Here is a 25,611-nt window from a genome sequence, read left to right on the forward strand (position 1 = left end):
ATGAGCCCATCGACTCCCGCACGCCGCCGGCCCTCGCGGCTCGCCATGTTCCTGGCGGTCGCCGCCGCCGTCGCGGCCATGACCGCGCCCGCGCCCGCCCACGCCGAGCGCATTCCCTGGCAGGGCAACCGTTTCGATTACGTCGCCGACCGCAAGGACCTCAAGGACGTGCTGCGCGATTTCGGCGCCAGCCAGCACGTGATGACCTGGATCTCGCCGCAGGTCGAGGGGAACGTCACCGGCCGCTTCAACAGCGCGCCGCAGCAATTCCTCGACAAGATGGTCGCCTCGTTCGGCGTGCTCTGGTACTACGACGGGGCGGTGCTGCGCATCTACGGCGCCAACGAGGCGCGCAGCGCCACGCTGGGCCTGCAGCATGCGGGCACCGCCGACCTGCGCCAGGCGCTGGCCCGGCTGCGGATCGACGACCCGCGCTTCCCGGTGCGCTACGACGACGTGTCGCGCACGGCCGTCGTGTCGGGGCCGCCGCACCTCGTCGACCTGGTCAGCGACGTCGCGCGCCTGATCGACCATGCCGAGGTCAAGGGCGACACGGTGGTCGTGAAGCGGTTCCCGTTGCGCTATGCCTCGGCCACCGACAAGACCATCACGATCAATGGGCGCAGCGTGAGCGTGCGCGGCGTCGCGGGCCTGCTGCGCGGCCTGTACGGGCAGGCCGCCCCGGGCACCGGCGCCGAGCCGGCACCGGTGCGGCGCGACACCTACCGGCTGCCGAGCATGCGCGACACCCAGGACGACGCGGCGGCACGCCTGCCGGGCAACCGGGTGCCGCCGCTGCCCGCGCCGTCCGGGTTCGCGGCCTTGATGCCGCCCGCCGCGTCCGCCGCCATGCCGGCCGGTGCGCCGCCCGGGATGTCGTCCGGGTTGCCGCCCGCGGTGCCGCCGCAGGCGCGCGCGCAGGAGGAGGAGCGCGCGCCGGCGGCGGCCGGACCGTCGATCGAAGCGGACCCGCGCGGCAACGCCATTTTGGTGCGCGACCGTGCCGAGAACATGCCCGCCTACGCCAGCCTGATCGAGTCGCTCGACATGCGCCCCGGCGTCCTGGAGATCGACGCGACCATCATCGACATCACCGACAACGCCCTGAACGAACTGGGCATCGACTGGCGCCTGCACTCGGGCCACCTCGACCTCCAGACCGGCAATGGCCAGCAGCCGCAGGCGGCCAATCCGGACTCGCTCAATCCCGGCGGCTTCGGCGTCTTTCCGGTATCGGGCGCCTTGCCCGCCACGCCCCAGGGCGCCGTGCTGACGACGGTGATCGGCAACGCCGGCCGCTACCTGCTCAACCGCATCAGCGCCCTGCAGCAGAAAGACCAGGCGCGCGTGACCGCCAACCCGCGGGTCGAGACGCTCGACAACGTGGAGGCGCTGATGGACAGCAAGAAGACGTTCTACGTGCAGGTGGCCGGCTACCAGTCCGCCGACCTGTACAGCGTGTCCGCCGGCGTGTCCCTGCGCGTGCTGCCGTCGATCATCACGGCGCCTGGCGGGGGCCAGCAGATCCGCATGGACGTGCACATCGAAGACGGCAAGCTGACCACGCAGCAGGTGGGGCAGCTGCCGGTGGTGAGCAACAGCACCATCGACACGCAGGCCCTGATCAACGAGGGCGAGAGCCTGCTGATCGCGGGGTATTCCGTCACCCAGGACGACACCACCGAAACGGCGGTGCCGGGCCTCTCGCGCCTGCCCGTGATCGGCGACCTGTTCCGCTATCGCAAGCACGAAGGGCAGCACTACCAGCGCATGTTCCTGCTGACCCCGCGGGTGCTGTCGCCGGCCATCGGCGGCGTCGGCGCGGCCGAAAGCGCTCGCCAGGCCGGCGCGCCGCGCACTGCCGCGCTGCCGGCGTCGCCGCAGCCCGCTCCCGTCCGGAAGCCGCGCCTGGCATGCCGCTGGAAGCGTGCAGCCGCGCCCGCGGCCGCTCCCTGATACGCCGCTGCGCGCGGCCGGCCAACATACACGGCGCCCTCGGGCGTAACGCCGTTCAGTGAAGACTGAACGGCGTTTTTATTGGTGTGCGCCGCCTGCTCGTTCGCCCGGGGCCGAGTAACTTGTCAATGGCCTGCATGTACGACGGTGCGCTTTACGGCGAACAGTACCTTGCCGGTCCTGATGTGGGCCGCTCAAACGGCCGAGTGGATTTTCCACACGGGTTCAGACCGGAAGACAACGAACGGCTCGTGTGCGTGTACGGTGGAAGCGGGCGGAGCCGAAGCAGGCGGCACGTCATCGGCGCCGCGGATTACGTCTTGTGTCCAGAAAATTCGAAAGCCGAGCACGTCGACGAGTCCTTCGACGTCATGCCGTCCAGCTGAGACTGGACGGCATGCCGGCAGGTCCTACACCCGCTTCACGTTGCGCGTGAACGCATCGTTTTTCGTCGGCAGGACGAAGATCCGGGGCGACTTGTCGCTGCCCTGGTCATTGTCCTTCCCGTCTTTCTTGTCCTTCTTCTTGTCGTCCTTGTGCTCGGTCTTGTGCTCGCCTTTCGACGGCTTCGGCGGCGCCGTCGACACGCGGCTGGTCGTGTGGCCGCCTTTCTTGCCGCGTCCGCCCGGAACGAGGGACGCCGCCGTCAGCACCGCAGCACCGCCGAAGACCGCGTCGCTGGCGGTGCCGTTCGCCAACGCGGTCGCGCCCGCGTTCGTGCCGGTTTCCACCGCCGACTTGACCACCTTGCCCACACTGCCATGCATCAGGCCGGCAATCGCGCCATTGATCTGGTCGTTGCCGATGTGCAGCGCCGACAGGGCCGAGGCCGCGATCGTGCTGCCCATGCCTTCCGGGGTCAGGTCGGCGGCCAGGTTGAGGGCGTCCTCGCCGACGTGGCCCAGTTCGCCCATCATGCCCTTGAGGTCGCCATGCGCCAGATCCTTGACGGCGCTGAGCGAGTGTTCGACGATGCCCTCGGCCGAATTGACCAGGTCCTTCAGGCCGGCGTCGGTGCCCTTGTTGATCGCATCCTTGACGGTCTCCAGGCCTTTTTCGACGTCGTCGACGAGATGGTCGAAGCCTTTGCCGAGGTGGAGGTCGCCGAGCGTCTTGAGGGCCATGTCGGCGGTGCCGGTGGCCGCGTCCGCCGCCGTCTTTTCCAGGTCCGAGCCGAGCTTGGCCAGGTCCTGCAGCGCCAGTTTCATGTTGCCCTCCATGAGCGCTTCGGTCAGGTCGAGCGCATCCTTCAACACGTTCAGGACGTCGTGCGCCAGTTTCTTCGCGAGGTCCTCGACGCCGTGGGCGACCGCACCGGCGGCCTTCTCGATATCGTGGCCGAGATGTTGGAACGCGTGTTTCATTTTTGTAAAAATACTGCTCATGCTGTGCTCCTCGATGCGCAGGCGCGCGTTGGGTTACGGGAGAGTGAAAAAACTTGGCCGCGCAGAATCGCGAACGCGATCCTCCTGGACCGTAGCGTAAGGGAGCGGTCCTTCCTGGCCGGGGCGGGATGCGAAGACGTGCGGTTGGCGCCGAAGTCCGGCCGGCGCTTCGTCGAACGGCCCGTCGACCTGTCGTGGGCGCGCATGGCCCGCCAGATCATGTTGCGCATCGGTGCGGGCGTGGGCGCGGCTGATCGACGATCATCCGGACCGCTTCCTGTTCGGCTCGGGGGTGCTCGATGCGTGGCCGCGGCAGCGACGGCCCACGCTACGATCCCGGCGCCTTGTGCGCCGTACGCGATGCGGCGTATGCGGGCGCGGGCGTGGATGCGGACGGCGCGTCCCCGGCTTGACCGCCGGCTCAGACGCCGCCGTTGCGGCGTCGGCGCGGCAGGAACCGGTTGGGCAGCCCGGTCAGCAGGTCGGTCATCCGGCCCGCAAAGTACGAATGACGGTTCTCGCGCGCGAACGGGTCCGCGTAGACCGGGTTCGGATTGTGGTTGAGGTAGTAGAGCGGCTGCCGGGGCGCATGCGCTTGCGGCGTGGTCGGCGCGGGCTCGGACGCCGGCGGCGGCGCGGGCTGCGTCATATGACTGAGAACGTATAGCGGCTGTGGCGGCGTGGCCGGTGCAGGCGTGTCCGTTGGTGCTGGCGCGGGTTGCGTCATGTGACTGAGAACGTACTGCGGCTGCGGCGGCGTGGCCGACGAAGGCCCGGCGGCCGGCGCCGGCTGTGTCATGTGATCGAGGACGTACTGCGGCGCAGGCTGCCGCGTGTGACTGAGGACGTACGCCGGCGCCGGCGGCGCCTGTTCGCACCGCATGCGTTCCGAGAACGCCGCGAATTTCGCGCCGAGGTCGACGCGCGCATGGTCGCGGTTCAGTGTCCCGGTCGCATAGGGCTGCGGCGCGCGCGCCTGCAGTTCCGGCGCCACCGTGCCGCCGCGTGGGGCGCGCGGGGCGCGGGCGGGTGCCGGGTCCGGCGCCGGGGACGACGGCCCCGGATCGGTCACCGGTCGAAAATAATCCGTGATGCGAAGTTGTGGCATGGGGAACCCGGTTGGTTGGTCGGCACGTCCAGCGTAGGGCGCCGCGCGTGCCCGGTGCGGTGGGGAAGCGATCCGGCCGCGCCGCCAGCGAAGTTTCGCATTCCCGGCGCCGCGCTTCGCATCCACGCCGCCGGCCGCGCGCCGGGGCGGCTATCGTGGCGCCACTGCCGACCAGCCCGGCCCACCCGAGAAAGCGAGAGACCCCATGACCGCAGCGACCGACCCCCGCGTGCAATCCATGATCGAGACGATCGACACCTGCCTGGCGCAGGCCGAACGCCTGCCCGGCACGGCGGCGCACGATGCGGTATTCGACAGCGTGCCGGCGCTCAAGGCGCGCATCGGCGCCACGCTGGCCGGCGACGCACACGCCGCAGCGCAAGCGCTGGCCCACCTGGCCGCCATGTTCGAGCGCTTCAAGCAGCGCCGCCCGGTCACGCGGCTGCCGTATTCGCCGCTGCTCGACGGGCGCTACCCGTTCCGCGACGCGGCGCACCGGCCGCTCCACATCGTCGCCGTGTCGGACGGGCCGGACCGCTTCGGCGCGTGCGAGGACCCGCGCCGCGAGGCGGTGCTGCCGTTCGTCGATCCCGATGCCGGCGAGGCGGCGCTGGCCGCCGCCTACCGCGAGCGCCTGGTCTGCCGCGCCATCACGGCCGCCGACCTCACCGATCCGCGCGAGCGCGTGCTGGTCGGGCAGCTCGGGGTATTCGCCGCGCGCCCCTTGCGCTACGGCGAATGCCTGGGCGTGTACGGCGGCCAGCTGCTCACGCCGGCCATGTACTTCGCGTGCGCCGACGATGCGTTCATCCTGTCCGCCGTGTCGGGCGAACATCTCGCCTTCGTCGACGGCGAGAACATCCTGGCGATGGCCAATACGCGGCTCGCCTACGACGCCGGCGGCCTGCCGGTGGCCCAGGCCGGGGAGGGCTACAACCTGAAGGTCGTGCGTTTCCACGTCATCGCCGAAGGCGGCCGGCGCTTTTCGATCGGCGCCTTCTTCGCCGCCGAAGACGTCGCCGCGGGCACCGAATTGCGCTGGAATTATGGCCATTCGGCCGAGGTCATCGGCGCGGTGTACCGGCCCATGTACCTTGCCGGCTAGCGCGCGGCGCCCCATGCCCAGCGACTTCAGCCTTGTCCGCGACCTGCTCGACGAACTGGTGTCCCTGGTGAATTCCGACCAGATTTTTTCGGACATTCACCTGGAACAGGACATGCCCATGATGATCAAGACGCCGCGCGGCTGGCGCCAGGCGAGCGCCGAACCGGTCACGCTCGAGGACATGGTGCCGGTGCTCGGCGCGATCGACGAGAACTGGAAAGGCCGCATCGCCGACCGCGCCATCGACCGGCCGTTCGCGCTGACCGACTACCGGCTGCGCTGCAACGTCTACCGGTCCGCGGGCGGCGCCAGGGTCACGGTGTCGATCCGGCGCCTGCCGCTGCGTCCCATCCCGCTGGCGCAGACCGGGCTGCCGGCCCACACGCGGACGATGGTCGAGGCGGCCCGCGGCGTCATCATGGTCACCGGTCCCACCGGCTCGGGCAAGTCGACGACGATCGCGTCGATGCTGGACCACATCAATGCCACGCGCAGCGCCCACATCGTCACCATCGAGGAACCGATCGAGTACCAGCTGCAGCGCAAGCAGTCGATCATTTCGCAAAAAGAAGTGCCGACCGACACGGCGTCGTTTTCGTCCGGCCTGCGCGAAGCGATGCGCCAGAAGCCGGACGTGATCATGGTCGGCGAGATCCGCGACGTCGACACGGCCGAGACGGTCCTGCACGCGGGCGAATCGGGGCACCTGGTGCTGGCGACGCTGCACACCAACAGCGCGGTCGGCGCGCTCACCCGGCTGCTGGGCTTTTTTCCGGCCGAGCAGCGCGGCCAGCGCGCGGCGGGGCTGGCGCGGTCGCTGGTCGGCGTGATCTTCCAGAGCCTGGTGCCGAACGAGCGCGGCGACGCCGTGGTCCTGGCCCACGAAATCCTCTTCAATCACAACCAGCAGCTGGCGCGCTTCATCGCCGATCCGGACAAGATGCACCAGATCGAGGACGTCCTGCGGCGCAGGGAAGACACCATGTCGCGCAGCCTGAACGACGTGCTGGTCCAGCTGGTGGGACAGAAGGCCGTCGCCGCGCGCGACGCCATGCGCGCGGCCTACAACCGGCTCGAGCTGCACGACATGCTGGGCAGCATGCGCTAGCCGCGGCCGGCCGCCGCGTGCGCCAGCGCGACGCGGTTGCGGCCCCCATGCTTGGCGTCGTACAGGGCCTCGTCGGCCAGGCGGAACAGGGCGGCAGGATCGGGATCGCCGCCGGCGGCGTCCAGGTCCGCCACGCCGGCGGAAAAGGTGGCGTGGAACACCGTCTCGTCGGCCTTGTGCGCCACGGTGCCGAACAGTTCGCGGATGCCGTCGAGCACCTGCGCCGCCGCCGCCGCGGTCGTCGCCGGCATGATCACGGCGAACTCCTCGCCGCCGTAACGGCCGATCAGGTCGCCGTGGCGCAGGCGCTGCTGCAGGAGGTGGGCGATGGCGCGGATGACCTGGTCGCCGACCGGGTGGCCGTAGGTGTCGTTGATCTTCTTGAAGAAATCCAGGTCGACCATGGCCAGCGCCAGCGGACTGCCGTCGCGTTTGCTGCGCGCCATTTCGCGCAGCAGTTGTTCCTTGATGGAGACGTGGTTGTACAGGCCGGTCATGCCGTCGCGCATGATCAGGCTGCGCAGCGCGCGCGAGCGCTCGACGCGCAGCATGACCGCGACCGCCAGGTCGGCCCGCGCGCCCGGCGGCGCCAGGAAATCGTCCACGCCGGCCGCCACCGCGCGCCGGCGCGTGGCGGGATCGCGGTCGTCGGACAGCACCAGCACGGGCAGGTCGAGGAAGGCGGGATCCTGCCGGATCAGCATGGCCAGGTCGATGCCGGTGCAGGCGGGCGTGTCGACGTCGATCACGATCGCGTCCGGATGGTGCCGGCTCAGGGTGGCGACCAGATCGAGCGGCTTGTGCAGGCGCAGTGCTTCCATCCCGGCCTGCGCCAGGGCCTCGTCGATCCCGTCGTGGCGGGCGGCGTCGCTGGCGACCACCAGCACCCGGCAGGGCGGCTGGTCCAGGCGCCGGGCCAGGGTCTCGATCCGTGCCTTGAGTTCGTCGATTTCCAGCGGCCTGGCGAGGAATCCGTCCACGCCGGCGCGGGCCGCGGCGAGGCGCGCCTCGAACTTGTTCAGGGGAGCCAGCCACAGGATCGGCACCGGCACCGCGCACCGTGCGCGGATGGCGGCGGCGCAGGCCGGATCGGCGAAGCGGCTGCCGTGGCCGGCCGGGTCGACGACGATGCAGCACAGGCCTTCCTGGGCGGCGAGCTGGTCGACCTGTGTCGCGACCGCGACGTCGAAGCCCGCCGCGCGCAATTGCAGCGCGGTGTCGCGGGCGAGGAGGGCGTTGTCGCCGAGCAGGCAGACGCGCCTGGCCGGCTTCGGTGCAAGCGCCGGCACCGCGGGCAGGGCGGTCATGGACGCTCGGCCGGCGGCACCGGACGTTCGGCGCGCAGCACGCTCAACTGGTGCGGATGCGCGACCTCCGACACTTGCTGGCCGGTCACCATGAAGTTCGGCCCCACCGCGCGCGACTCGCCGGTGATTTCCAGCGAGTAGAAAAAGCGTTTGTCCCAGCTCCGGTTCGATTCGAGCAGGGCGCTGATCTGCGCGTTGCGTGCGGCGATCTGCGCCGCCTGGTCCCGGCTTGGCTGGGCGTCCGGCGCCACCAGCGCGTCGCGCAGTTCGCGCAGCACGTTGATCTGGCGGGCCGCGTCCGGACGCAGCCACACGCGCTCGGCAAACAGCTGGTTGCCCGCCGTCGCGTCCTCCTCCACACGGTCGAGGTAGGCGTCGATCGGCTCGGCCGGATCGGGCGTATCGGGCGGCTGGTTGGGGTAGACCGCATCCCAGCCGGCGCGGCGGCTGTCGACGTAGCGCTTCATCTCCTTCATGCTGGTAAAGGTCGTGTCGCGGTAGGTCAGGGCCGGGTCGATGTGGCCGTCCTCCTCGGCGATGCGCCATACCGAGCCGGTTTCCGACTGCAGGATGGTGGTGCCGACGCCGACGATCGATGCGCTCGGCAGCACCATCGAGGCGACGTGCCCGGTCTCCCCGGAAAAGCTGCCCAGCGGCGGGGCGGCGGCGACCAGGGTGGCCGCGACGCCGACCTGGCGCGAGCTCGCGCTGCCGGCAAATTCGGCGCGCAGCGGTCCTGGCGTTTCCTGGCGGCGCACCCGGGTCGACCAGGTCCTGGTGGTGCCGGCCTGGAGATTCGGCCCCACCTTGTAGCCATTGTGCTGGAAGCGCGCGCCGGCCGACGCGCCGATCGAACTCGATACCGAGCTGGCGCGCGACTCGAGCCAGTTGAGCGACACGTCGGGGTCCTTGTAAAAGGTGTGCGACAGTGCATCCCACATGGAGTTGACGTCGGTCGGCAAGCCACCGCTCGGTCCGCTTGCGGTCGCGGTATCGACCACCGACAGCAGCTTGGCACGCCACGGATCGGGATGGCCGGCCGGCGCCGGGCCGATCGGCTGGAAGCGGCAGCGCACCATCACCCCTTTCGGGCTGGCCGTGTCGACCATGAGCGGCAGCGCCTGCACCGTGCCGCTGGCGACCAGGCGCTTGCCCAGCAGGGTGACGCCGGCCGTGGCGCTGGCGCCCAGATGGCCGGAGACCCGCCGGTCGCTGCCGATGAACAGCTGCCCGTGGTTGGCCGACGAGCCGCCGTTGATCATCGCCATGCGGCCGTGCACCAGCTTGACGTCCGGACCGGCCAGCGCGAAGGGCACGAACGGGATGTGCTTGATCACCGGGAGGTTGAGCATGTCCGCCACGTTGAAGTTGACGCCGTACTGGCCGCCGTTGGTCAGCCGCACGTCATACGTCATGCGCGGCTCGGTGATCACGCGCCTGAAGTTCTGGAGCACCGTTTGCGGGGTGGAGGTGTCGAGCGGCACTTCGCCATTGTGCTCCAGCGTGGCCAGCTGGTCGGCACCGGCGTGCAGGGCGGCGGCTTCGGCGCCGTCCGGCTCGCACTGCCCGATCCACTGGCGCAGGGTGGCCACGTCGAGCTGCGCGCCGCCGCGCGGGCGCAGCACGGAGCGGGTCCCCTTGAGCTCCCGATAGGCGGGGTTGAGTTTGACTTCGCTCACGCTGACGCCGGCCAGCTCGGCGGCGCGCGCGGCGATGGCCTTGCGCATGGACGGCGTGACGGTGGTCTTGTCGCGCCAGCCCTTGTGCGCGGTGCGCGCGTACCACTGCTCGAGCGCGGCGCCCTTGAGCGCGGCGTCGATGCGCCCGTCGAGCGGGGCGGTGCCGCGCGCCTGCGCCCGTTCGGTCAACACGTCGCCCAGGTCCTGGATCACCTTCGCCTTGAGGAAATCGTCCTCCGGCTGGCGCAGGCTGGCCCCGCCGGTGCCCATGGACAGGGCCGACATGGGCGACTTGTTGAAGCCGAACGCGCGCCGCAGGGCCGCCAGCATGCCGGGGTTGCTGGCGCGCCGTGCATAGCGCGACAACTTGAACATGCGCGCCTGGGCCCGCGCCAGCGGGGTGCCCGGGCCTTCTTCCGTGAAGCCGCAGCGCCAGGAAAAATACGCGTTCTTGAGATGGCGTTCCGGCTCGGCTTCCGGGCTGGCGGCCAGTTGGTGCGCGGCGAGGAAGGCTTTGGCCGCCAGGCTGACGTTGCCCTTCATCGGCGCCGGCGGCGCCTGCGACGGCGTGCCGTGCGGGCGGTCGTGCGGCGCCAGCGCCGCCACGGCAATCGCGCTGACCTCGGCCAGGCTGGCCGGGCGCGGCGCGCCCTCGGGCAAGGCGTCGATCAGGGTGTTGGCGGCCGTGAAGGCCAGGCGCTGGGCGTCGTTGCGCATGGCCGCGTCGAGCGCCGTATCGGCGGGCCGCGCGCGGTCCAGTGCGCACAAGGCGTTCAAGGTCGAATGGCCGAGCGCCGTGGCGGCCAGCCGGCGCGCCAGCTCGAACGCGCCATCCTCGACGGCCAGCGGCGTGGGGGCGGCCACCAGGCCGTCCAGCGCACCGCGGGCAGCGGCGGCGTCGTCGCCGAAGGCCTGGGACATGCGCCGCAGCACCAGTTCCTGGCGCCCGGCCGCCTCGGCCGCCACGTCGGCGCCGGCGTGCCGCGGCGCGGCCAGGTAGAGGCGCAGGTCGGCCGCGATCCGGGCCGGCAGCTCATGGCTGTCGCCCAGGCCGGCGCGATTGAACAGGCTCGCGGCCACCGCCTCGGTGCCGCCCGGTTCGACGATGGGCGTGTCCGGCGCCACGCGCGCCGGACCGGTCTGGGCGGCGCCGCCGACGGTCTGGGCGACGTTGCGCCCGTGGCGCAGGGCGGCCGCCTGGGTGGTGGCGTGCGGGTCCGGCTTGCGCGCGTCGTCGGGCGCGAGGCCGAGCTTGGCGCGCGCGGTCATGGGACGCGCCTTGGTGACACTGCCGAGCAAGGAACTCGACGTGGTCATCGGACGCGGGGCGAGCTTGCGCTTGATGGCCGCGATCCAGCCGTCGTTGCGGCGGCTGGGCGGGGTCCGGGTCGGCGCCGGGCGCGTGGGCTGCGCCGGCGTGTCGTTGGGGTGGGCGATCTCATGGGTGTCGGATGAGCTGGCGCCGGAAAGTCGGGTCGATGATGGCATGGGCGTCTCTACGGAAGTGGGGGCACGTGCACGAGGCAGGCTGCCGAGGCAGGCCAAGTATGGGGCGGCGCCGCGCGCCGGCGGCGGGCGCGCGGCGAACTGCCGTGGCTGCCAGCGAAGCGGCGCGCGCGCCCGGCCGGCGCTTCGCTGGAGGTGGTGCCGCTTCGCTGGCGGTGCCGCGCGCGCGCCAGTGGCTGATTAAGCTTTCCCGCGCCCCACCGCTTTGCGCGGGGCATCCATCACTTCTGCTTAAGGAAACCATATGACACGCGTTAACCAGGCACCATCGCATCCGATCCCGCCGGCACCGGACTCGGCAGGGAACCCGACTTCCGCCTCGCGTCCGCCGCGCGCCTCGCGCAGCAAGGGCGGCTCGCCGCTGGCCGCGCCCGGCGCGCCGGGCACCTCGGCGCCGACATCCTCCGCCGGCGGGGGCAACCGGGTCCGGATCGCCACGACCCGCATCTTCGACGACCTGAGCGCATCGGTGACGGTGGCCGAGCTGCCCGCGCAGGCCGCGGGCGCGCAAGTGGGCTCGCCGCGCAAGTCGGCCGAACTGGTCGGCGCCGTGACGACCACGCTCGCGAAGATGAAGCAGGGCGACGTGCAATCCCGCCTGCCCGGCGCGCAGGCCGACAGGCTGACGACGGGCCACTGGATGTCGGATTCGCACTTCCACCCCACCAACTACACCCAGCAAGGCATGGTGCCGCGCCAGATGCTCGCGATGATGGACCAGGTGGGTATCCACCGCTCCGTGATGTCGCCGATCCCGACCGACGTCATGCCGTGCGGCGACCACGGCGATCACAACCACATCCCGGCCGAGTCGTACTACGTGCCGGCGCAGTTCGCCAACATCAAGCCGCAGGAATTGACTGCCGAGGTCGAGCAGACCATCAAGGGCAGCGCGCACCTGATGCTGAACCAGCAGGTCGATGCGGACACGGCGCTGTTCATGAATATTTCCCAGCTGAGCCACGCCGAGCGCGACCGGCTCGATCCGATGGTCACCGGCCTGCACCTGGGGTCGCCGTTGAGTCCCCAGGCGCTGCTGTTCAAGCTGGCCACGCATCCGGGCATGTTCACCGGCGTGGGCGAGGTGACGATACACAAGGAACTGGTGCAAAGCCAGTACGAAGGCGCGCGCCAGGCCAACCTGACCGACAACGTGCAATCGTTCAAGAATCTGGTGGCCACGGCCGGCGTGGTCGGCATGCCGGTGGTGCTGCACTGCGACGTCGACTCGACCGCCAACCAGCGCGCCAATGGCGTTGGCCAGCCGGCGCACCTGGACAACCTGAAACAGCTGTTCGCCTCGCCCGAAACGCGCGATACGACCATCATCTGGGCGCACTGCGGTGGGGTCGGACGCTTCGTCCAGAAGCCGGTCGACCATGCCGACAACCTGCGCGCTATCCTGTCGAATCCGGAAATGAAGCACATCAACATCGACATTTCGTGGTCGCGCGTGGCGCGCCAGATCGTGCTCAAGACCGATGCCGAGGGCAAGGAGGTGCCGGACCATGAATCGGTGCAGGCCTGGGCGCAGCTGATCAACGATCATCCCGACCGTTTCCTGTTCGGCTCGGACGCGCTCAACCCGCAGGAAAAGGCGACCTGGGAAGAGACCGGGGTTCTCTACCAGCCGCTGCTGGACAAGTTGACGCCCGAGGCGCGGATCGCCGTCAAGACCGGGAACTACGAGCGCCTGCTGGTCGACGCGCGCCCGAAGGTGCGCGCGTTCGAGCAGCATGTGCTCACGCCCGGATTCGTCGAGCAGCGCCTGCGCGCGTCGGGCGACGGCCGTGTCAATGCCGGGCCCCACATCGATCCGGGCGCCTTGCGCGCGGCGCGCGATGCGGCGTATGCCGGCGCGGGCGTGGACGTGAACGGGAAACGGCTTGCCGCCGCGCCGCGCCCGAAGGAGACGCCGGCCCAGGTCAAGGCGCACCTGGAGAAGATCAAGGCGCAGCAGGATGCGCGGGTGGCGGCGCTCACCGCCACCGATAAGAAATCGCGGCCGTCCCGTCTGCGCCGGATGTTCGGCGCCGCGTAAGCACGTCGCCGCCGTTGCCCTCGTCCCGCAGTCGCACATCAGGAGAATCAGATGACCAAAATTAAGGCCCCAACCACGGCGAGCCTTGCCGCCCAGCCGGGCGGTTTGCCGTCGGCACGGACGATCAAGCCGAGCAACAAGATCACGATCAGCAAGCTGGGCGGCACCATCGGCCTGAACGTCTTCGGGACGAAGGGCACGGAGAACACATGGAAGTTCAACGGCGACAAGAAAAAGATCAGCTCGAACTGGCGCACGTATGACCTGCCGCCCGCCAGGACCGGCGCGTCCGGCACTCAGAGCCTGACCACGATGCTGGCGCGCGCCGAGCAGCGCAACCAGACGCGCATGCCGGACCAGGCGCGCCAGGTCGTGGCGCGGACGGATGCCGTCGTCGAACGGTTGGCCGTCCTGGAAGCGCGGCTGAAGACGGCCAACGAGATCGCCGATACGGCGCCGTCCGATTCGCCCATCCACGCCACCGTCGCCACGCTCAAGGGGGAAGTGGCCGAGCTGCGCCAGCAGTCGCAGACGCCCCTGGCCCAGCGCGGCGTCGCGCAGCGCGATATCGCCGCCGACGCCATCGACGACGTGCGTGCGGCGGCCGACCATGCGCTGGCGGCGTTCGCGCACGAGCCGTCCGAGGCGACGAAGACGGCCTATGAGAGTGCGCGCCTCGACCTGGTCGGGGCATCCGTGCAAAAGTTTTTCCAAGGCTACCGAACCCTCAACGATCACGTGAGCGACCAGGGGCGCGCCAAGGGCATGGCGTTGATGATGCCGGCACTGGCCCGCCAGCTGGAGCTGCCCGCCAAGTACCTGGAAGGCGTGGCCGCGATGGCGGTCGCCGAGCCCAGGCTGGAGAACCGGTCCGCGCCGGGCGAGCTGGACGAGAACCGGGCGGCGGTGCGCGATGCGCTGGTGGGCCGCCGCGTGCGCGACCTGACCGCCGGGCGCGCGTACGAGCTTCCCGGCACGGCGCCGCTGCCGTCCGAAGCGCAGCACTGGCAGGGCGAAGCGGCCAAGCTGCGCGACCTCGGCGCCAAGTTCTCGGTTGCCGACCAGCTGCTGGGCGACACGGTGGCCCCCCTGAAGGCGCGCGTCGTGACCATGCAGCAGACCTGCATGGACGACCTGGTCGCGCACCTGCCCGCGCTGACGGCAATGAATCCGGCGCAGCGCACGGAAACCCGCCAGGTGCTCGCCGCGCTCGCCGGGAAGCTGCGCCAGTCCGCGGGCGATACGCTGCACAAGGATGCGGAACTGGCGCCGGCGCAGCTGATGCACATCGTCGACATGGCGGAGAAAGTGACCGGCGGGGATCCGGACCGCTGCATCGACGTCTACAAGTCGCTGGCCAACGACAGCGTGCACCAGATCATCGGCGCCACCGTCGCGAGCCGGACCGCCGGCACGCCGCCCACGCAGGGCGAGCAGGATCTCGTGGCGATCTGGCAGATGGGCGCGCACCAGCTGCCCGATGCCGTCAACTCGCTGCTGGCGGCCAACCCGGCGCACCGCGCCGCCAAGGTCGACTGGCGCGACGTGCAGACGTTCTTCCGCTGCACCCAGGAGCACCAGCGCCTCGCGGCCGAGCCCAACGGCGACGCGGCGCACAAGGCGCGCATGCTGTCGGCGATGACGTCCATGCGCACCGAACTGGCGACCGGCGAGAAACCGGCCGTCGGCACGCCCGCGCGGCGCGACTGGGCCATGGTCAAGAGCGCAGTGTGGCACCACGACAACCTGCAGAACGTGGTGCAGGCGTTCGAAGGTTTCAAGACGACGATGGCGTTGCCGAGCACCATGGTCAACCAGGTCCACCAGCATTTCGACGCCAAGGGGCGCGGCGTGGTGGCGGACGAGGCCAGGGCGCAGTTCACCCAGGTGCTGGCCGATTTCAAGGGGCTCGCCCACGCCACGCTGGCCCGGCCCGGCGCGACCCTCGCCCAGCAGGGCAATGCCAGGCTGCTGGCGGCGCTGTGCGACTACATGAGCAAGCACCGCGGGTCGGAGAAACTCCTGACCACCGCCAAGCGCGCATTCACGCGCAAGGAAGGCACGTTCAATTCGGGCAGCGAAATCTGGTCCAATCCGCTGAAGGCCAAGGAAAAGCAAGCCATCCTCGACGCGGCCGGAACGGATGTCTCGGTGGCGCGCGCCCCCGCGCCGCTGCTGCGCGACCTGGAGGCGGGACATGGCGCGCTGGCGCTGTTGCAGGATGCGGTGAAGGGCGTCCTGCCCGAAGCGGAACGGGGCGACACCATGCAACGGCTGGCGTCGCTGGGCAACCTGGTGCGGCTGGCCGAGGGCGGCGCGCTGGAGGGACCGGAGCAGATCCGCACGTTCCTGCACGATGCCATCGACCGCACCGCGCTGGGCGACCGCACCGATACCATCAACGCCAGGCAATTCAAGATGGCCATTCCGCTGGTCCTGCCGATCCCGTTCGCCAGCCTGAGCGCCACCTTCGGAAGCTCGAAGAGCGCCGGCACCATCGTCAACGTGCAGGCGAATAACGACTGCGTGCAGCTGACCCTGGGGCGCATGTCGGAAAAGGCGGCCAGCACCAGCCTGGGCGCATCGATGGCGCCGGAGATCCTGAGTGCGCACGCGGAAAAGGCGCTCAAGAAGACCTGCCTCGACGTACGCTTCCCCGGCATCAGCTGGAAGAAGGAGGAGAAGCAGCGCACCGATCCGGCGGTCGTGCTGAAGTTCTCGATCGAGCCGGTCAAGGGTTTGCGCGACCTCGACGAAGCGCGCACGCAGCTCAAGAAGGCCGTCGACATCCTCGTCGACTGGGACCCGCAAAAGCCGGCATACCAGCACTACGGCTCGGCCTATGAAGCCTTGTGCGACAAGCTCGATTCGCCCTTCACGATCGACGACGAGGTGCGCGAGTATTCGACCGTCAGCAACGAGAACGCGTTCACGCCCGGCCGCGTGGCGCTCAAGTACAACAAGGAGAAATTCGGCGCCTCGCCCAAGGGGAAGAACGACCCGGTGCGCACGGGCGTCGGTGCGACCATGAAGTTCACCGTGAACGAAGACAAGATGGCGTCCAGCAACCAGCAAGAGGCGCGCGAATTCTACGACACCGTCAAGAAGACCTTGATCACGGACGCCTTCTTCGGCATCAATACCCGCCATACCACCGCCGAGGCGAAGAAGAAGACCGGCATCACGGACGGCAAGAAGCTGCTCGGCGTTCCGGTGCAGGCCGGGGCGACGGGCTCGCTCACGGCGAACGTCGGCGGCCGCGAATACAAGGACAAGAAGCCGGTCGGCACCGACAAGCTGAAGGCCTACAAGTCGGAATACGGCGATTACAGCCGCGACATGAACAAGGCGATGGACGTGCTGCTCGAGGCGATGCCGTCGGTCAGCAACCGCGTCCAGGAAGTCGTCGACAAGGGATTCCGCGACCAGCTCATGGCCCGGCTGGCCGAGCCGGCGCAGGCGAAGTTCGCGGAACGCCAGCAGGACATCGCCCGGTTGCAGGGCGAGATCGCGGTGCTGCAACGCCGGCTCGCCGGCAGCGATCCGCATGACGACATCCAGGAAGAGCCGTTGCCGGCGTCCGCGGCGGCGGCCCTGGCCACCGAGCTGTCGCTCAAGCAGGACCTGCACGCGGCCCTCGTGGAACAGCGCGCCGGCACGACGGTCGACCAGGTACAGAAACAGATGGTCGACAAGGAAATCGGCAAGATGTGCGGCGAAGTGCTGATGAACTTCGTCCGCGCCCTCATGGAAAACAAGACCGACCGCTTCTCGGTGAAGCTGGAATCGAAGCAGCAGTGGGCCCACCGCGGCATCGACGCGGCCATCGCCAATGCCGAGGCGGCGGGACACCATGGGATGGCGGTCGTGATGCGCGCGGTCAATGCGGACATGTTCGAAGGGGAGCGCGACCAGGCGGTCAAGTACCTGGTCGCGGCCGGGGACATGAACAACAAGGCCACCCAGTTCAACTGGAAGACGCCGCTCGTCTTCAAGCGCCGGGAAACCAAGGGCATGACCGAGGATCCGATTCCCGATACCCGCACCGCGACGCTGCAGCCCACCGCCGACCGCCTGGTCGACGTGCGCCACGTCGGCACCCCGCTGACGGATCTCCAGGCCGCGATCGTCAAGGAAAGCCTGGCGGACGTGCGTGCGCAGGCGCGCGAGCGCGAGCAGGCCGCGCGGGCCGGCGGCGCCGCGTGAAATAGCCGGCGCACGGGCGAACCGGATGCGGCGTGGCGCGACTCATCGTGAGTCCGCCACCACTGAACGAGGAGTCCATCATGCATCCGTTGACCCAACCATCGCACGCCCGCGGCACGCTGTCCGCTTTCGTACTGGGCGCCGCGCTGTGCCTGGCCGGCGCCGGGGCCCGCGCCGCCGATCCCGCGCCGGCCGCCGGCGCGTTCTTTTCGACCACTCCCGTCAGGCCGCAGGCGCTGGACGACGACGATTGCGACGACGCCGCCGCCGCGCCGCCGCCGGCAGCGGCGGCGGTGCCGTCCTGGGACGTCACGCCGGCCGACGGGACGCTGAAGGCCGCGCTGACGCGCTGGGCCGAGGCGGCGGGCTGGCAGCTGGTGTGGGAGCTGCCCATCGACTACGCGGTGTCGGCGCGCACCGAGATCAAGGGCAGCTTCACCGCGGCGGTGGAGGCGGTCGCCGGCAGCATGTCGACGGCCGACACGCCCATGAAGGCGATTTTCTACGACGGCAACCGCGTCCTGCGCATCGTCGCCCGGTAAGGCGAAAGCTCAACAATTCTCAATGTCTCAGCAATCCTCACGGATCGGCTTTTTGCGCGAAATCGACAGGTATCTTTGATCCATCGCAACGTTACTGGAGATCGAACATGACGATGGATCCGAATGGCGCCGCCGGCGCACCGCCCGCCCTGGACATGAACCAGCTGTTCCGCACGCATCACCGCCATCTGCTGCGGTTCGTGCAGCGCTACACGCGCAATGCCGAGGACGCGGAAGACGTCGTCCAGCAGACCTTCATCGAAGCGCTGCGCTGCGCCGACCGTTTTGCCGGGCTCTCCAAGCCGTCGACCTGGTTGTTCGGCATCGCGCTGAACCTTGCGCGGAACCAGGTGCGTCGCACGTGCGCCCAGGCCCACGACGCGCTCGACGAGGCGGCGCTGGCGCAGGTGGCCGACGTCCACGGCGATCCGGCGCTGGCGCTGGAGTGGCGCCAGACGGCCGCGATGGTGGACGGGATGCTCGCCGCGCTGCCCGCCGGGATCCGCGCGACGTTCGAAGCGGTGCTCGACGGCGGCTCGACCTATGAAGCGGCGGCCTGCGAATTGCAGATTCCCGTGGGCACCGTCCGTTCGCGCGTGTCGCGCGTCCGCGCCGCCGTGCGCGCGGGATGTGGCCGCTAACCGGGCATTGTCATGCTATGCCGGCACGTCCGGTCCGGGTTCGGCGCCGGCGGGGAGGGTGCCGGCCTGCTGCCCCGACAGTTCCAGTCGATACCCCTGGCCGTACGCGGTGCGGATGCTGACGCCGCGTTCGGCGCCCAGCTGCAGCTTCTTGCGCAATTTGTAGACGTGCTGCTCGATCGTGCGGCCGGCCACCTCGCTGTCCGAACTCCAGATCGAGGTGCCGATCGTCTCGCGCGAGATATACACGCCGGGCGAAGAAAAAAACATCCACGCGAGACCGAACTCGCGCGACGTCAGCATGATCGGCGTGCCGAGGTAGGCAAACTTGCTGCTTTCGCGGTCGAGCGAAAAACCCGCCAGCTCGATGCGGCGGCGCGCGCCGCGCGGATTGCTGCGGCGGACCAGCGCATGCGCACGGGCCAGCAATTCGACCGCGTCGAACGGCCGGACCAGCAGGTCGTCGGCCCCGGCGTTGAGCACCAGTGCGGTCATGTGGGCATCGCGCACGGGCGACATCGCGAGCACCGGCGTATCGTTGCCGGCGCGGCAGTTAAGCCAGGAAACGATGGCGTCGTCGGGCGTCGGCGCGACGTCCAGGTCGATGAAGATGAGGTCGAATTTTTGCCGCAGCAAGGCCCGGAACAGGACGACCTCGGACGTAAAATGCACGCATTCGGCACCGGCTTGCATGAACGCGGTACTGACCACTTTCAGAACGGCTGTGTTGGTTATCAGACATGCAATATTCATTCGCATCTTAAACTGAGCCCGATTGTTCGGTAGGGGCGACGCCGCTTGATGCGTGCCGGATGGCGAGGTCGACGTGAATGATGACTATCATAATTGCAAACGGTTATTTTGTCCCGTTGAATGCGTCGCCGCACCCGGTCCAATCGTGCCTTGTCGTCCAGGAAATGAATGGTATAGTCGGTCATTTGACAGAATTGCTCGGAGGGTAGATACCTTCCAAAGGGCGCAACCCTTCACGACCAAAAAAGGACGAAAGATGACGACTCAGGACTACGCCAACCGCATCAGCCAGCTCATCCAGGATCACGAGGCCGACATCGGCGCGGAGTGGAGCGAGCAGCTGGAGGCGCTGACCGTGCGGTCGAACGTCGTCTCGAAAGACCAGCTGCGCAAGCATTGCCAGCAGTTTCTCGCCGCGTTTGCCCATGCCACGCGCGGCGGCGAGCTGCAGAACATGGAACATCGTTCGTGGGACGAAGTGCGCGACATCCTGAGCGAGATCTCGTCGAGCCGCGCCAGGAACGGCTCCACGCCGAGCGAGACCGCGACCTTCGTGTTCTCGCTGAAGCAGCCGCTGTTCGTGCGCCTGAACGAGGAATTCGCCGGCGATCCGGCCGCGCTGGCCCAGACGTCGTGGACCATCAGCTCGCTGCTCGACAAGCTGGGCCTGTACACCATCGAGGTGTTCCAGCGCGCCCGCGACCAGATCATCGTGCGCCAGCAGCAGGAATTGCTGGAGCTGTCGACGCCGGTCGTGAAGCTGTGGGACGGCATCCTCGCGCTGCCGCTGATCGGCACGCTCGATTCGGCCCGTACCCAGGTCGTGATGGAAAACATCCTGCAGAAGATCGTCGACACCGGCGCCGCGATCGCCATCATCGACATCACCGGCGTGCCGACCGTCGACACGCTGGTCGCGCAGCACCTCATGAAGACCATCGCGGCCGCGCGCCTGATGGGCGCCGACTGCATCATCAGCGGCATCCGTCCGCAGATCGCGCAGACCATCGTGCACCTGGGCGTGAACCTCGAGGACGTCGTGACCAAGGCCACGCTGGCGGACGCGTTCCTCGTCGCGCTCGAGCGCACCGGCGCGTCGATCGTCAAGCGCCACACCACGGCATAAGGACCGCGCATGGAACGCATTCCGATTCTCCGCATGGGCGACCTGCTGCTGGTGACGATCCAGGTCGACATGCACGACCGCCTGGCGATGACCCTGCAGGACGACCTGACCGAACGCATCGTGCGCGACCGCGCCAAGGGCGTGCTGATCGACATCTCGGCCCTCGACCTGGTCGACTCGTTCATCGGCCGCATGATCAGCAACACGGCCGCCATGGCGCGCGTGCTCGATGCGCAGACCGTGGTGGTCGGCATGCAGCCGGCCGTCGCGATCACGCTGGTCGAACTGGGCCTCACGCTGCATGGCGTGAAGACCGCGCTCAACGTCGAGAAGGGCATGGCCCTGCTGGGAAAGACTAATTTTTGATGAGCGCGGCTCTCAACAACCCGGTGAGCTTCGAGTCCGACCTGTTCGAGCGGCACCGCCAGCATCGCACCGAACGCACCGCGCTGCCGCTGCGTTCGGACGAGGACGTCGTCGCCTTGCGCAAGCACGTGCGCGAGCGGGCCGTCGCGATCGCGCTGTCGCTCGTCGACCAGACCAAGCTGGTGACGGCGGCCAGCGAGCTGGCGCGCAACACGCTCAAGTACGGCGGCGGCGGCATGGTCTACCTCGACGCGCTGACGGACGGCTTCCGCAAGGGCGTGGGCCTGATCTTCGTCGATGACGGACCGGGCATTCCCGACCTCGACACGGCGCTGCGCGACGGCTACACGACGGGCGGCGGGCTCGGGCTCGGCCTCGGCGGCTCGAAGCGGCTCGTCGACGACTTCGATATCGATTCCCGTGCGGGAGAAGGCACCGCGGTGGCGGTCGTCAAATGGAAACGCTGATCACCTCGCTGTCGCCGCAGCTCAACTTCCCGATCACCCACGCCAGCGACGTCGCGGCCGCGCGCCGCGCCGGGCAGAAGCTGGCGGATGCCCTCGGCTTCGACGACGTCAAGGCCGGCCGCCTCGCGATCGTCATCACCGAAGCGGCCACCAACATCCTCAAGCATGCGGGCGAGGGCACGGTCACGATCATGCGCACCCAGTCCGGCGCCGCGATGCCGGGCGTGGACGTGGTCGCCGTCGACAACGGTCCGGGCATCGGCGACCTCGAATTTTCGCTGCGCGACGGCGTCTCGACGGCCGGCACGGCCGGCACCGGCCTCGGCGCGCTGCGCCGCCAGGCCGACGAATTCGACGTCTGGACGCAGCACGGCCGCGGCGCCGCGTTCTTCATGCGCGTGTGGCGGGGCGCGACGCCGCCCGCGCCCTGCGGCATGGAAGTCGGGGCGCTGTGCATGCCGCTCGCGGGCGAGGACGCCTGCGGCGACGGCTGGGCCGTCAGTTGCGACGCGGACGGCGCGACGCTCCTGGGCGTGGATGGCCTCGGGCATGGCCCGGAAGCCGCGAAGGCCGCCGCGGGCGCGATCCACGCGCTGGAACAGCGGCCCGCCGCCGCGCCGGCCGAAGTGCTGCGGACGGCGCATGAACTGCTGCGCGTCACGCGCGGCGCGGCGCTGTCGGTGGCGCGCATCGATTACGGCGGCAACGACGTGCGCTTCGCCGGCATCGGCAACGTGGGCGGCCTCGTCTACGACGGCATGGCGCGCCGCGCGCTCGTCTCGCACAACGGCATCGTCGGCCACAATATGCGCAAGGTGCAGGAATTCGCGGCGCCGTTTGTGCCCGGCGCGCTGTGCGTGCTGTATTCGGACGGCATCCAGTCGCAGTGGGACCTGGGCGATTATCCCGGCCTGCACGTGCGCGCGCCCGCGCTCGTGGCGGCCGTGCTGATGCGCGATTTCATCCGCCGCCGCGACGACGCGATGGTGCTGGTCGCGCGCCGGAGGATGGCATGACGGACGTGCAGCGCATCCTCGCGATCGGCCTGGGCAACGAGCAGGACGTCGTGCTCGTGCGCCAGCGCGCGCGCCAGGTGTCGCACCTGCTCGGGTTCTCGCAGCAGGACCAGGTGCGCATCGCCACCGCCGTGTCGGAGGTGGCGCGCGGCGCCTGCCAGGTCGCGTTCGGCGGCCGCGCCGCGTTCCTGATCCGCGACGCCGAGCGGCGCCAGTACCTCGACGTGACGATCGGCGCGGGCGCCGGCGCGCACGGGCAGTTGCCGGACGACGCCGTCGTCACGGCGCACCGCCTGATGGACGACTGCGAGGTGGCGGACGGCACGATCACGATGCGCAAGCTGCTGCCGGCGCAGGCCTGGGTCGGCAGCGGGCGGCTGTCGGAGATCGCGGCGCAGCTGGCGAAGGACAGCCCGGTCGCGAACACATATAACGAGCTGCAGCTGCAGAACCGCGAACTGGTCACCACATTGGCCGAGCTGCGCGAGCGCCAGGAAGACCTGCTGTCGCTGACGCGCGAGCTGGAAGACACGAACCGCGGCATCGTCGCGCTGTACGCGGAAATCGAGGACAAGGCCGAGCGGCTGCGCCGCGCCGACGAGATGAAGTCGCGCTTCCTGTCGAACACGAGCCACGAGCTGCGCACGCCGCTGTCGTCGATCCGCGCGCTGGCCAAGCTGCTGCTGGACCGCATGGACGGCGACCTGACGCCGGAGCAGGAACGCCAGGTGCGCTACATCGAGGCCGCCGCCGCCGACCTGTCGGAGCTCGTCAACGACCTGCTCGACCTGGCCAAGATCGAAGCGGGGCGGGTCGAGGTGCAGGTGGCGCCCGTCGTCGTCGACAATCTGTTCCGCGCGCTCAAGGGGATGCTGCGCCCGCTCGTCGACGACGCGCGCGTGGACCTGGTGTTCGAGCCGGGCGACGTCGGCGCGCCGTTCGATTCGGACGAGGGCAAGATCTCGCAGGTGCTGCGCAACTTCATTTCGAATGCCCTGAAATTCACCGAGCAGGGCGCGGTGACCGTGTCGGCCTGCCACGATCCGGGCGCCGACACCGTCATCTTCGCGGTGGCCGACACCGGGATCGGCATCAACCCGGACAACCTGCAGCTGATCTTCGAAGAGTTCAGCCAGATCGAACATCCGCTGCAGCGGCGCAGCAAGGGCACGGGCCTCGGCCTGCCCCTGTGCCGCAAGCTGGCGGAACTCCTGGGCGGCCGCGTGGACGTGGCCAGCCAGCCGGGCATGGGCTCCACCTTCAGCCTCGTGCTGCCGCGCCTCTTCCCGGCCAACCCCGCGCCGCGCAACGATGGCATCTGAGGAACGCATCATGACTACCCCGACTTTGATCCTCAACGTCGACGACAACGACGGCGCCCGGTACGCGAAGACCCGGATCCTGCAGAGCGCCGGCTTCGAGGTCGTCGAGGCGAGCAACGGCACCGATGCGCTGAACGTCGTCAAGCGCGGCGGCGTCGCCCTCGTGCTGCTCGACGTGAAGCTCCCGGACATCAACGGCATCGAAGTGTGCCGCCGCATCAAGGCCGATCCGGACAGCGCGATGGTGCTCGTGCTGCAGACGTCGGCCGCGCTGACGGGCCGCGCCGACAAGATCCGCGGCCTGGAGGGCGGCGCCGACAACTATCTCGCCGCGCCGATCGAGGCCGACGAACTGATCGCCAACGTCAACGCGCTGCTGCGCATGCGCCAGACCCAGAGCGCGCTGCGCGACAGCGAGGAGCGCTTCCGCCAGCTGACCGACAACATCGAGGACGTGTTCTGGATGTTCTCGGTGCCGGCGCGCGCGCTCGAATACGTGAGCCCCGCCTATGCGACGATCTGGGGCCGCCCCGTCGAGACGCTCGAGCGCGAGCCGTCCAGCTGGATCGCGGCCGTGCATCCGGACGACCGCGTGTACGTCGTGTCGCTGTGGGACGCGTTGCCGTCCGCGCCGCATTACGAAGCCGAGTTCCGCGTCATGATGCCGGACGGCTCGCTGCGCTGGGTGCGCGACCGCCTGTTCCCCGTGCGCGACAGCCGCGACGAGGTCTATCGCGTGGCGCGCGTGACGAGCGACATCACGCGCCGGAAGGAGATGGAGGCGCTGCTGCGCGCGGCCGACGCCAACAAGAACGAATTCCTCGCCACCCTCGCGCACGAGTTGCGCAATCCGCTGTCGCCGATCCGCAATGCGGCCGCGCTGCTGGGCGCGTCCGGCACCGGCGCCATCGAGCGCCAGGCGCGCGCGCGCGAAGTCATCACGCGCCAGGTCGACCACCTGGCGCACCTCGTCGACGACCTGCTCGACGTGGCGCGCATTTCCGAAGGCAAGATCGCGCTGCGCCAGGAAGAGGTCGAGCTGGGTGCGGTGATCGCCCAGGCGCTCGAGACGGCCGGTCCGCTGATCGCGGCGCGCGAACACACGCTGGACGTGGTCCAGCCCGAGCGCCGCATCTGGCTGATGGGCGACCCGGTCCGGCTGGCGCAGTCGATGGGCAATCTGCTGCACAACGCGGCCAAGTTCACGCCGAAGGGCGGCAGGATCAAGGTCGAAGTCACCCTGGTCGATGCCGTCGTGCGTATCGCCGTTCAGGACAACGGCATCGGCATCGCCGAGGACAACCTGTCGCGCATCTTCGGCATGTTCGCCCAGGCCGCCGTCCCGCCGGACCGCGCGCCGGAAGGCCTCGGCATCGGGCTGTCGCTCGTCTCGCGCCTGCTCGAGATGCACGGCGGCCGGCTGGCGGCGACGAGCCCCGGCATCGGACTCGGCTCCACGTTCACCGTCGAGCTGCCGGTGCTGCGCACGGCCGCCGCGGCGGCGCCGGGCGCGGATCCGGCGCAGGCCGCGCCCGGCCAGGCGGCGCCGGCGTCCGGCGGCCGCAAGGTGCTTCTCGTCGACGACAATGTGGATGCCATGGAAATGATGGCGTTCCTGCTGGCCGAGATGGGCTACGAGGCGCATACGACGGCGGATGCGGGCAACCTGGTGCAGATGGCGTCGGACCTGCGGCCGGACGTGATCGTGCTCGACATCGGCCTGCCGGGCGTGGACGGCTACGAGCTGGCGCGCATGATCAAGCGGCAGCCGCATCTCTCGGCCATCCGCCTCGTGGCGCACACGGGCTACGGCTCGCCGGAGGACCGGCGCAAGGCGCATGAGGCGGGGTTCGATGCGCACCTCGTCAAGCCGGCGGAGTTGGCAGATCTCGAAAAGGCGCTCCAGGGTTGACGTACGTCCGGTGGGCGGAGGCCGCCCACCCGACGGCAAACGACGCGTCGCGTGGGCACCGTCCG

Annotated in this window: 18 protein-coding genes; 13 read left to right on the forward strand and 5 right to left on the reverse strand. The window is 69.5% G+C overall.

What is annotated here, in order from left to right; all coding sequences use genetic code 11:
• Window positions 1-1,956 (forward strand): type III secretion system outer membrane ring subunit SctC, encoded by a 1,956-nt coding sequence (gene sctC, locus U9J41_RS00530; protein ID WP_322399654.1) that lies wholly within the window; start codon window positions 1-3, stop codon window positions 1,954-1,956.
• Window positions 1,957-2,366: 410 nt separating this feature from the next.
• Here the strand turns inward: sctC and U9J41_RS00535 are convergent, their stop codons facing one another.
• On the reverse strand, window positions 2,367-3,341 hold the full coding sequence (locus U9J41_RS00535) for a hypothetical protein (RefSeq protein WP_322399655.1): 975 nt from the start codon (window positions 3,339-3,341) through the stop codon (window positions 2,367-2,369).
• Between the two features lie 421 nt (window positions 3,342-3,762).
• Entirely contained in the window at window positions 3,763-4,449 is a 687-nt protein-coding gene (locus U9J41_RS00540) for a hypothetical protein (protein WP_322399656.1), read from the reverse strand.
• A gap of 205 nt (window positions 4,450-4,654) precedes the next feature.
• Between U9J41_RS00540 and U9J41_RS00545 the strand changes: the two genes are divergently transcribed.
• Window positions 4,655-5,554 (forward strand): SET domain-containing protein, encoded by a 900-nt coding sequence (locus U9J41_RS00545; RefSeq protein WP_322399657.1) that lies wholly within the window; start codon window positions 4,655-4,657, stop codon window positions 5,552-5,554.
• Window positions 5,555-5,567: 13 nt separating this feature from the next.
• The gene (locus tag U9J41_RS00550; RefSeq protein ID WP_322399658.1) at window positions 5,568-6,662 is read left to right on the forward strand and encodes a type IV pilus twitching motility protein PilT; all 1,095 of its coding nucleotides are present in this window, start codon (window positions 5,568-5,570) and stop codon (window positions 6,660-6,662) included.
• Here the strand turns inward: U9J41_RS00550 and U9J41_RS00555 are convergent.
• The gene (locus tag U9J41_RS00555) at window positions 6,659-7,969 is read right to left on the reverse strand and encodes a diguanylate cyclase (RefSeq protein WP_322399659.1); all 1,311 of its coding nucleotides are present in this window, start codon (window positions 7,967-7,969) and stop codon (window positions 6,659-6,661) included. The genes U9J41_RS00550 and U9J41_RS00555 overlap by 4 nt on opposite strands.
• Window positions 7,966-11,136 (reverse strand): hypothetical protein, encoded by a 3,171-nt coding sequence (locus U9J41_RS00560; RefSeq protein WP_322399660.1) that lies wholly within the window; start codon window positions 11,134-11,136, stop codon window positions 7,966-7,968. The genes U9J41_RS00555 and U9J41_RS00560 overlap by 4 nt, the downstream gene beginning before the upstream one ends.
• 262 nt (window positions 11,137-11,398) lie before the next feature.
• Here U9J41_RS00560 and U9J41_RS00565 point away from each other — a divergent pair, with 262 nt between their 5' ends.
• The 4 genes from U9J41_RS00565 to U9J41_RS00580 all read left to right on the forward strand — a co-directional run bounded on the left by U9J41_RS00565 (window position 11,399) and on the right by U9J41_RS00580 (window position 18,584).
• A complete protein-coding gene (locus U9J41_RS00565; protein WP_322399661.1) occupies window positions 11,399-13,195 on the forward strand; it encodes an amidohydrolase family protein in 1,797 nt (598 codons plus the stop codon).
• Between the two features lie 51 nt (window positions 13,196-13,246).
• Window positions 13,247-17,401, forward strand: a complete 4,155-nt coding sequence (locus tag U9J41_RS00570) for a hypothetical protein (RefSeq protein ID WP_322399662.1) — start codon at window positions 13,247-13,249, stop codon at window positions 17,399-17,401.
• Between the two features lie 80 nt (window positions 17,402-17,481).
• On the forward strand, window positions 17,482-17,943 hold the full coding sequence (locus U9J41_RS00575; RefSeq protein ID WP_322399663.1) for a toxin co-regulated pilus biosynthesis Q family protein: 462 nt from the start codon (window positions 17,482-17,484) through the stop codon (window positions 17,941-17,943).
• A gap of 107 nt (window positions 17,944-18,050) precedes the next feature.
• The gene (locus U9J41_RS00580) at window positions 18,051-18,584 is read left to right on the forward strand and encodes an RNA polymerase sigma factor (protein WP_322399664.1); all 534 of its coding nucleotides are present in this window, start codon (window positions 18,051-18,053) and stop codon (window positions 18,582-18,584) included.
• A 15-nt stretch (window positions 18,585-18,599) separates the two neighbouring features.
• Here the strand turns inward: U9J41_RS00580 and U9J41_RS00585 are convergent, their stop codons facing one another.
• Window positions 18,600-19,343 (reverse strand): response regulator transcription factor, encoded by a 744-nt coding sequence (locus tag U9J41_RS00585; RefSeq protein ID WP_341850614.1) that lies wholly within the window; start codon window positions 19,341-19,343, stop codon window positions 18,600-18,602.
• Window positions 19,344-19,593: 250 nt separating this feature from the next.
• Between U9J41_RS00585 and U9J41_RS00590 the strand changes: the two genes are divergently transcribed.
• From U9J41_RS00590 to U9J41_RS00615, 6 genes are read left to right on the forward strand one after another with little or no spacing between them, the layout of a single operon-like run.
• The gene (locus U9J41_RS00590; protein ID WP_322399666.1) at window positions 19,594-20,463 is read left to right on the forward strand and encodes an STAS domain-containing protein; all 870 of its coding nucleotides are present in this window, start codon (window positions 19,594-19,596) and stop codon (window positions 20,461-20,463) included.
• A 9-nt stretch (window positions 20,464-20,472) separates the two neighbouring features.
• The gene (locus tag U9J41_RS00595) at window positions 20,473-20,829 is read left to right on the forward strand and encodes an STAS domain-containing protein (RefSeq protein WP_036230674.1); all 357 of its coding nucleotides are present in this window, start codon (window positions 20,473-20,475) and stop codon (window positions 20,827-20,829) included.
• Entirely contained in the window at window positions 20,829-21,296 is a 468-nt protein-coding gene (locus U9J41_RS00600; protein ID WP_322399667.1) for an anti-sigma regulatory factor, read from the forward strand. The genes U9J41_RS00595 and U9J41_RS00600 overlap by 1 nt, the downstream gene beginning before the upstream one ends.
• Window positions 21,284-22,312, forward strand: coding sequence for an ATP-binding SpoIIE family protein phosphatase (locus tag U9J41_RS00605; protein ID WP_322399668.1), 1,029 nt, complete (start codon window positions 21,284-21,286; stop codon window positions 22,310-22,312). Before U9J41_RS00600 ends, U9J41_RS00605 begins: the two co-directional genes overlap by 13 nt.
• On the forward strand, window positions 22,309-23,634 hold the full coding sequence (locus U9J41_RS00610) for an ATP-binding protein (RefSeq protein ID WP_322399669.1): 1,326 nt from the start codon (window positions 22,309-22,311) through the stop codon (window positions 23,632-23,634). Before U9J41_RS00605 ends, U9J41_RS00610 begins: the two co-directional genes overlap by 4 nt.
• Before the next feature lie 10 nt (window positions 23,635-23,644).
• A complete protein-coding gene (locus tag U9J41_RS00615; RefSeq protein WP_322399670.1) occupies window positions 23,645-25,546 on the forward strand; it encodes a hybrid sensor histidine kinase/response regulator in 1,902 nt (633 codons plus the stop codon).
• Window positions 25,547-25,611 lie beyond the last annotated feature (65 nt).

The sequence above is a fragment of the Massilia luteola genome (assembly GCF_034420155.1).
GTDB classification, from domain to species: Bacteria; Pseudomonadota; Gammaproteobacteria; order Burkholderiales; family Burkholderiaceae_D; genus Telluria; species Telluria luteola.

Bases quoted from the DNA above. Each gene is read 5' to 3' on its own strand.
- sctC (WP_322399654.1), top strand. From the start codon at position 1: ATGAGCCCATCGACTCCCGCACGCCGCCGGCCCTCGCGGCTCGCCATG.
- U9J41_RS00535 (WP_322399655.1), bottom strand. From the start codon at position 3,341: ATGAGCAGTATTTTTACAAAAATGAAACACGCGTTCCAACATCTCGGC.
- U9J41_RS00540 (WP_322399656.1), bottom strand. From the start codon at position 4,449: ATGCCACAACTTCGCATCACGGATTATTTTCGACCGGTGACCGATCCG.
- U9J41_RS00545 (WP_322399657.1), top strand. From the start codon at position 4,655: ATGACCGCAGCGACCGACCCCCGCGTGCAATCCATGATCGAGACGATC.
- U9J41_RS00550 (WP_322399658.1), top strand. From the start codon at position 5,568: ATGCCCAGCGACTTCAGCCTTGTCCGCGACCTGCTCGACGAACTGGTG.
- U9J41_RS00555 (WP_322399659.1), bottom strand. From the start codon at position 7,969: ATGACCGCCCTGCCCGCGGTGCCGGCGCTTGCACCGAAGCCGGCCAGG.
- U9J41_RS00560 (WP_322399660.1), bottom strand. From the start codon at position 11,136: ATGCCATCATCGACCCGACTTTCCGGCGCCAGCTCATCCGACACCCAT.
- U9J41_RS00565 (WP_322399661.1), top strand. From the start codon at position 11,399: ATGACACGCGTTAACCAGGCACCATCGCATCCGATCCCGCCGGCACCG.
- U9J41_RS00570 (WP_322399662.1), top strand. From the start codon at position 13,247: ATGACCAAAATTAAGGCCCCAACCACGGCGAGCCTTGCCGCCCAGCCG.
- U9J41_RS00575 (WP_322399663.1), top strand. From the start codon at position 17,482: ATGCATCCGTTGACCCAACCATCGCACGCCCGCGGCACGCTGTCCGCT.
- U9J41_RS00580 (WP_322399664.1), top strand. From the start codon at position 18,051: ATGACGATGGATCCGAATGGCGCCGCCGGCGCACCGCCCGCCCTGGAC.
- U9J41_RS00585 (WP_341850614.1), bottom strand. From the start codon at position 19,343: ATGCGAATGAATATTGCATGTCTGATAACCAACACAGCCGTTCTGAAA.
- U9J41_RS00590 (WP_322399666.1), top strand. From the start codon at position 19,594: ATGACGACTCAGGACTACGCCAACCGCATCAGCCAGCTCATCCAGGAT.
- U9J41_RS00595 (WP_036230674.1), top strand. From the start codon at position 20,473: ATGGAACGCATTCCGATTCTCCGCATGGGCGACCTGCTGCTGGTGACG.
- U9J41_RS00600 (WP_322399667.1), top strand. From the start codon at position 20,829: ATGAGCGCGGCTCTCAACAACCCGGTGAGCTTCGAGTCCGACCTGTTC.
- U9J41_RS00605 (WP_322399668.1), top strand. From the start codon at position 21,284: ATGGAAACGCTGATCACCTCGCTGTCGCCGCAGCTCAACTTCCCGATC.
- U9J41_RS00610 (WP_322399669.1), top strand. From the start codon at position 22,309: ATGACGGACGTGCAGCGCATCCTCGCGATCGGCCTGGGCAACGAGCAG.
- U9J41_RS00615 (WP_322399670.1), top strand. From the start codon at position 23,645: ATGACTACCCCGACTTTGATCCTCAACGTCGACGACAACGACGGCGCC.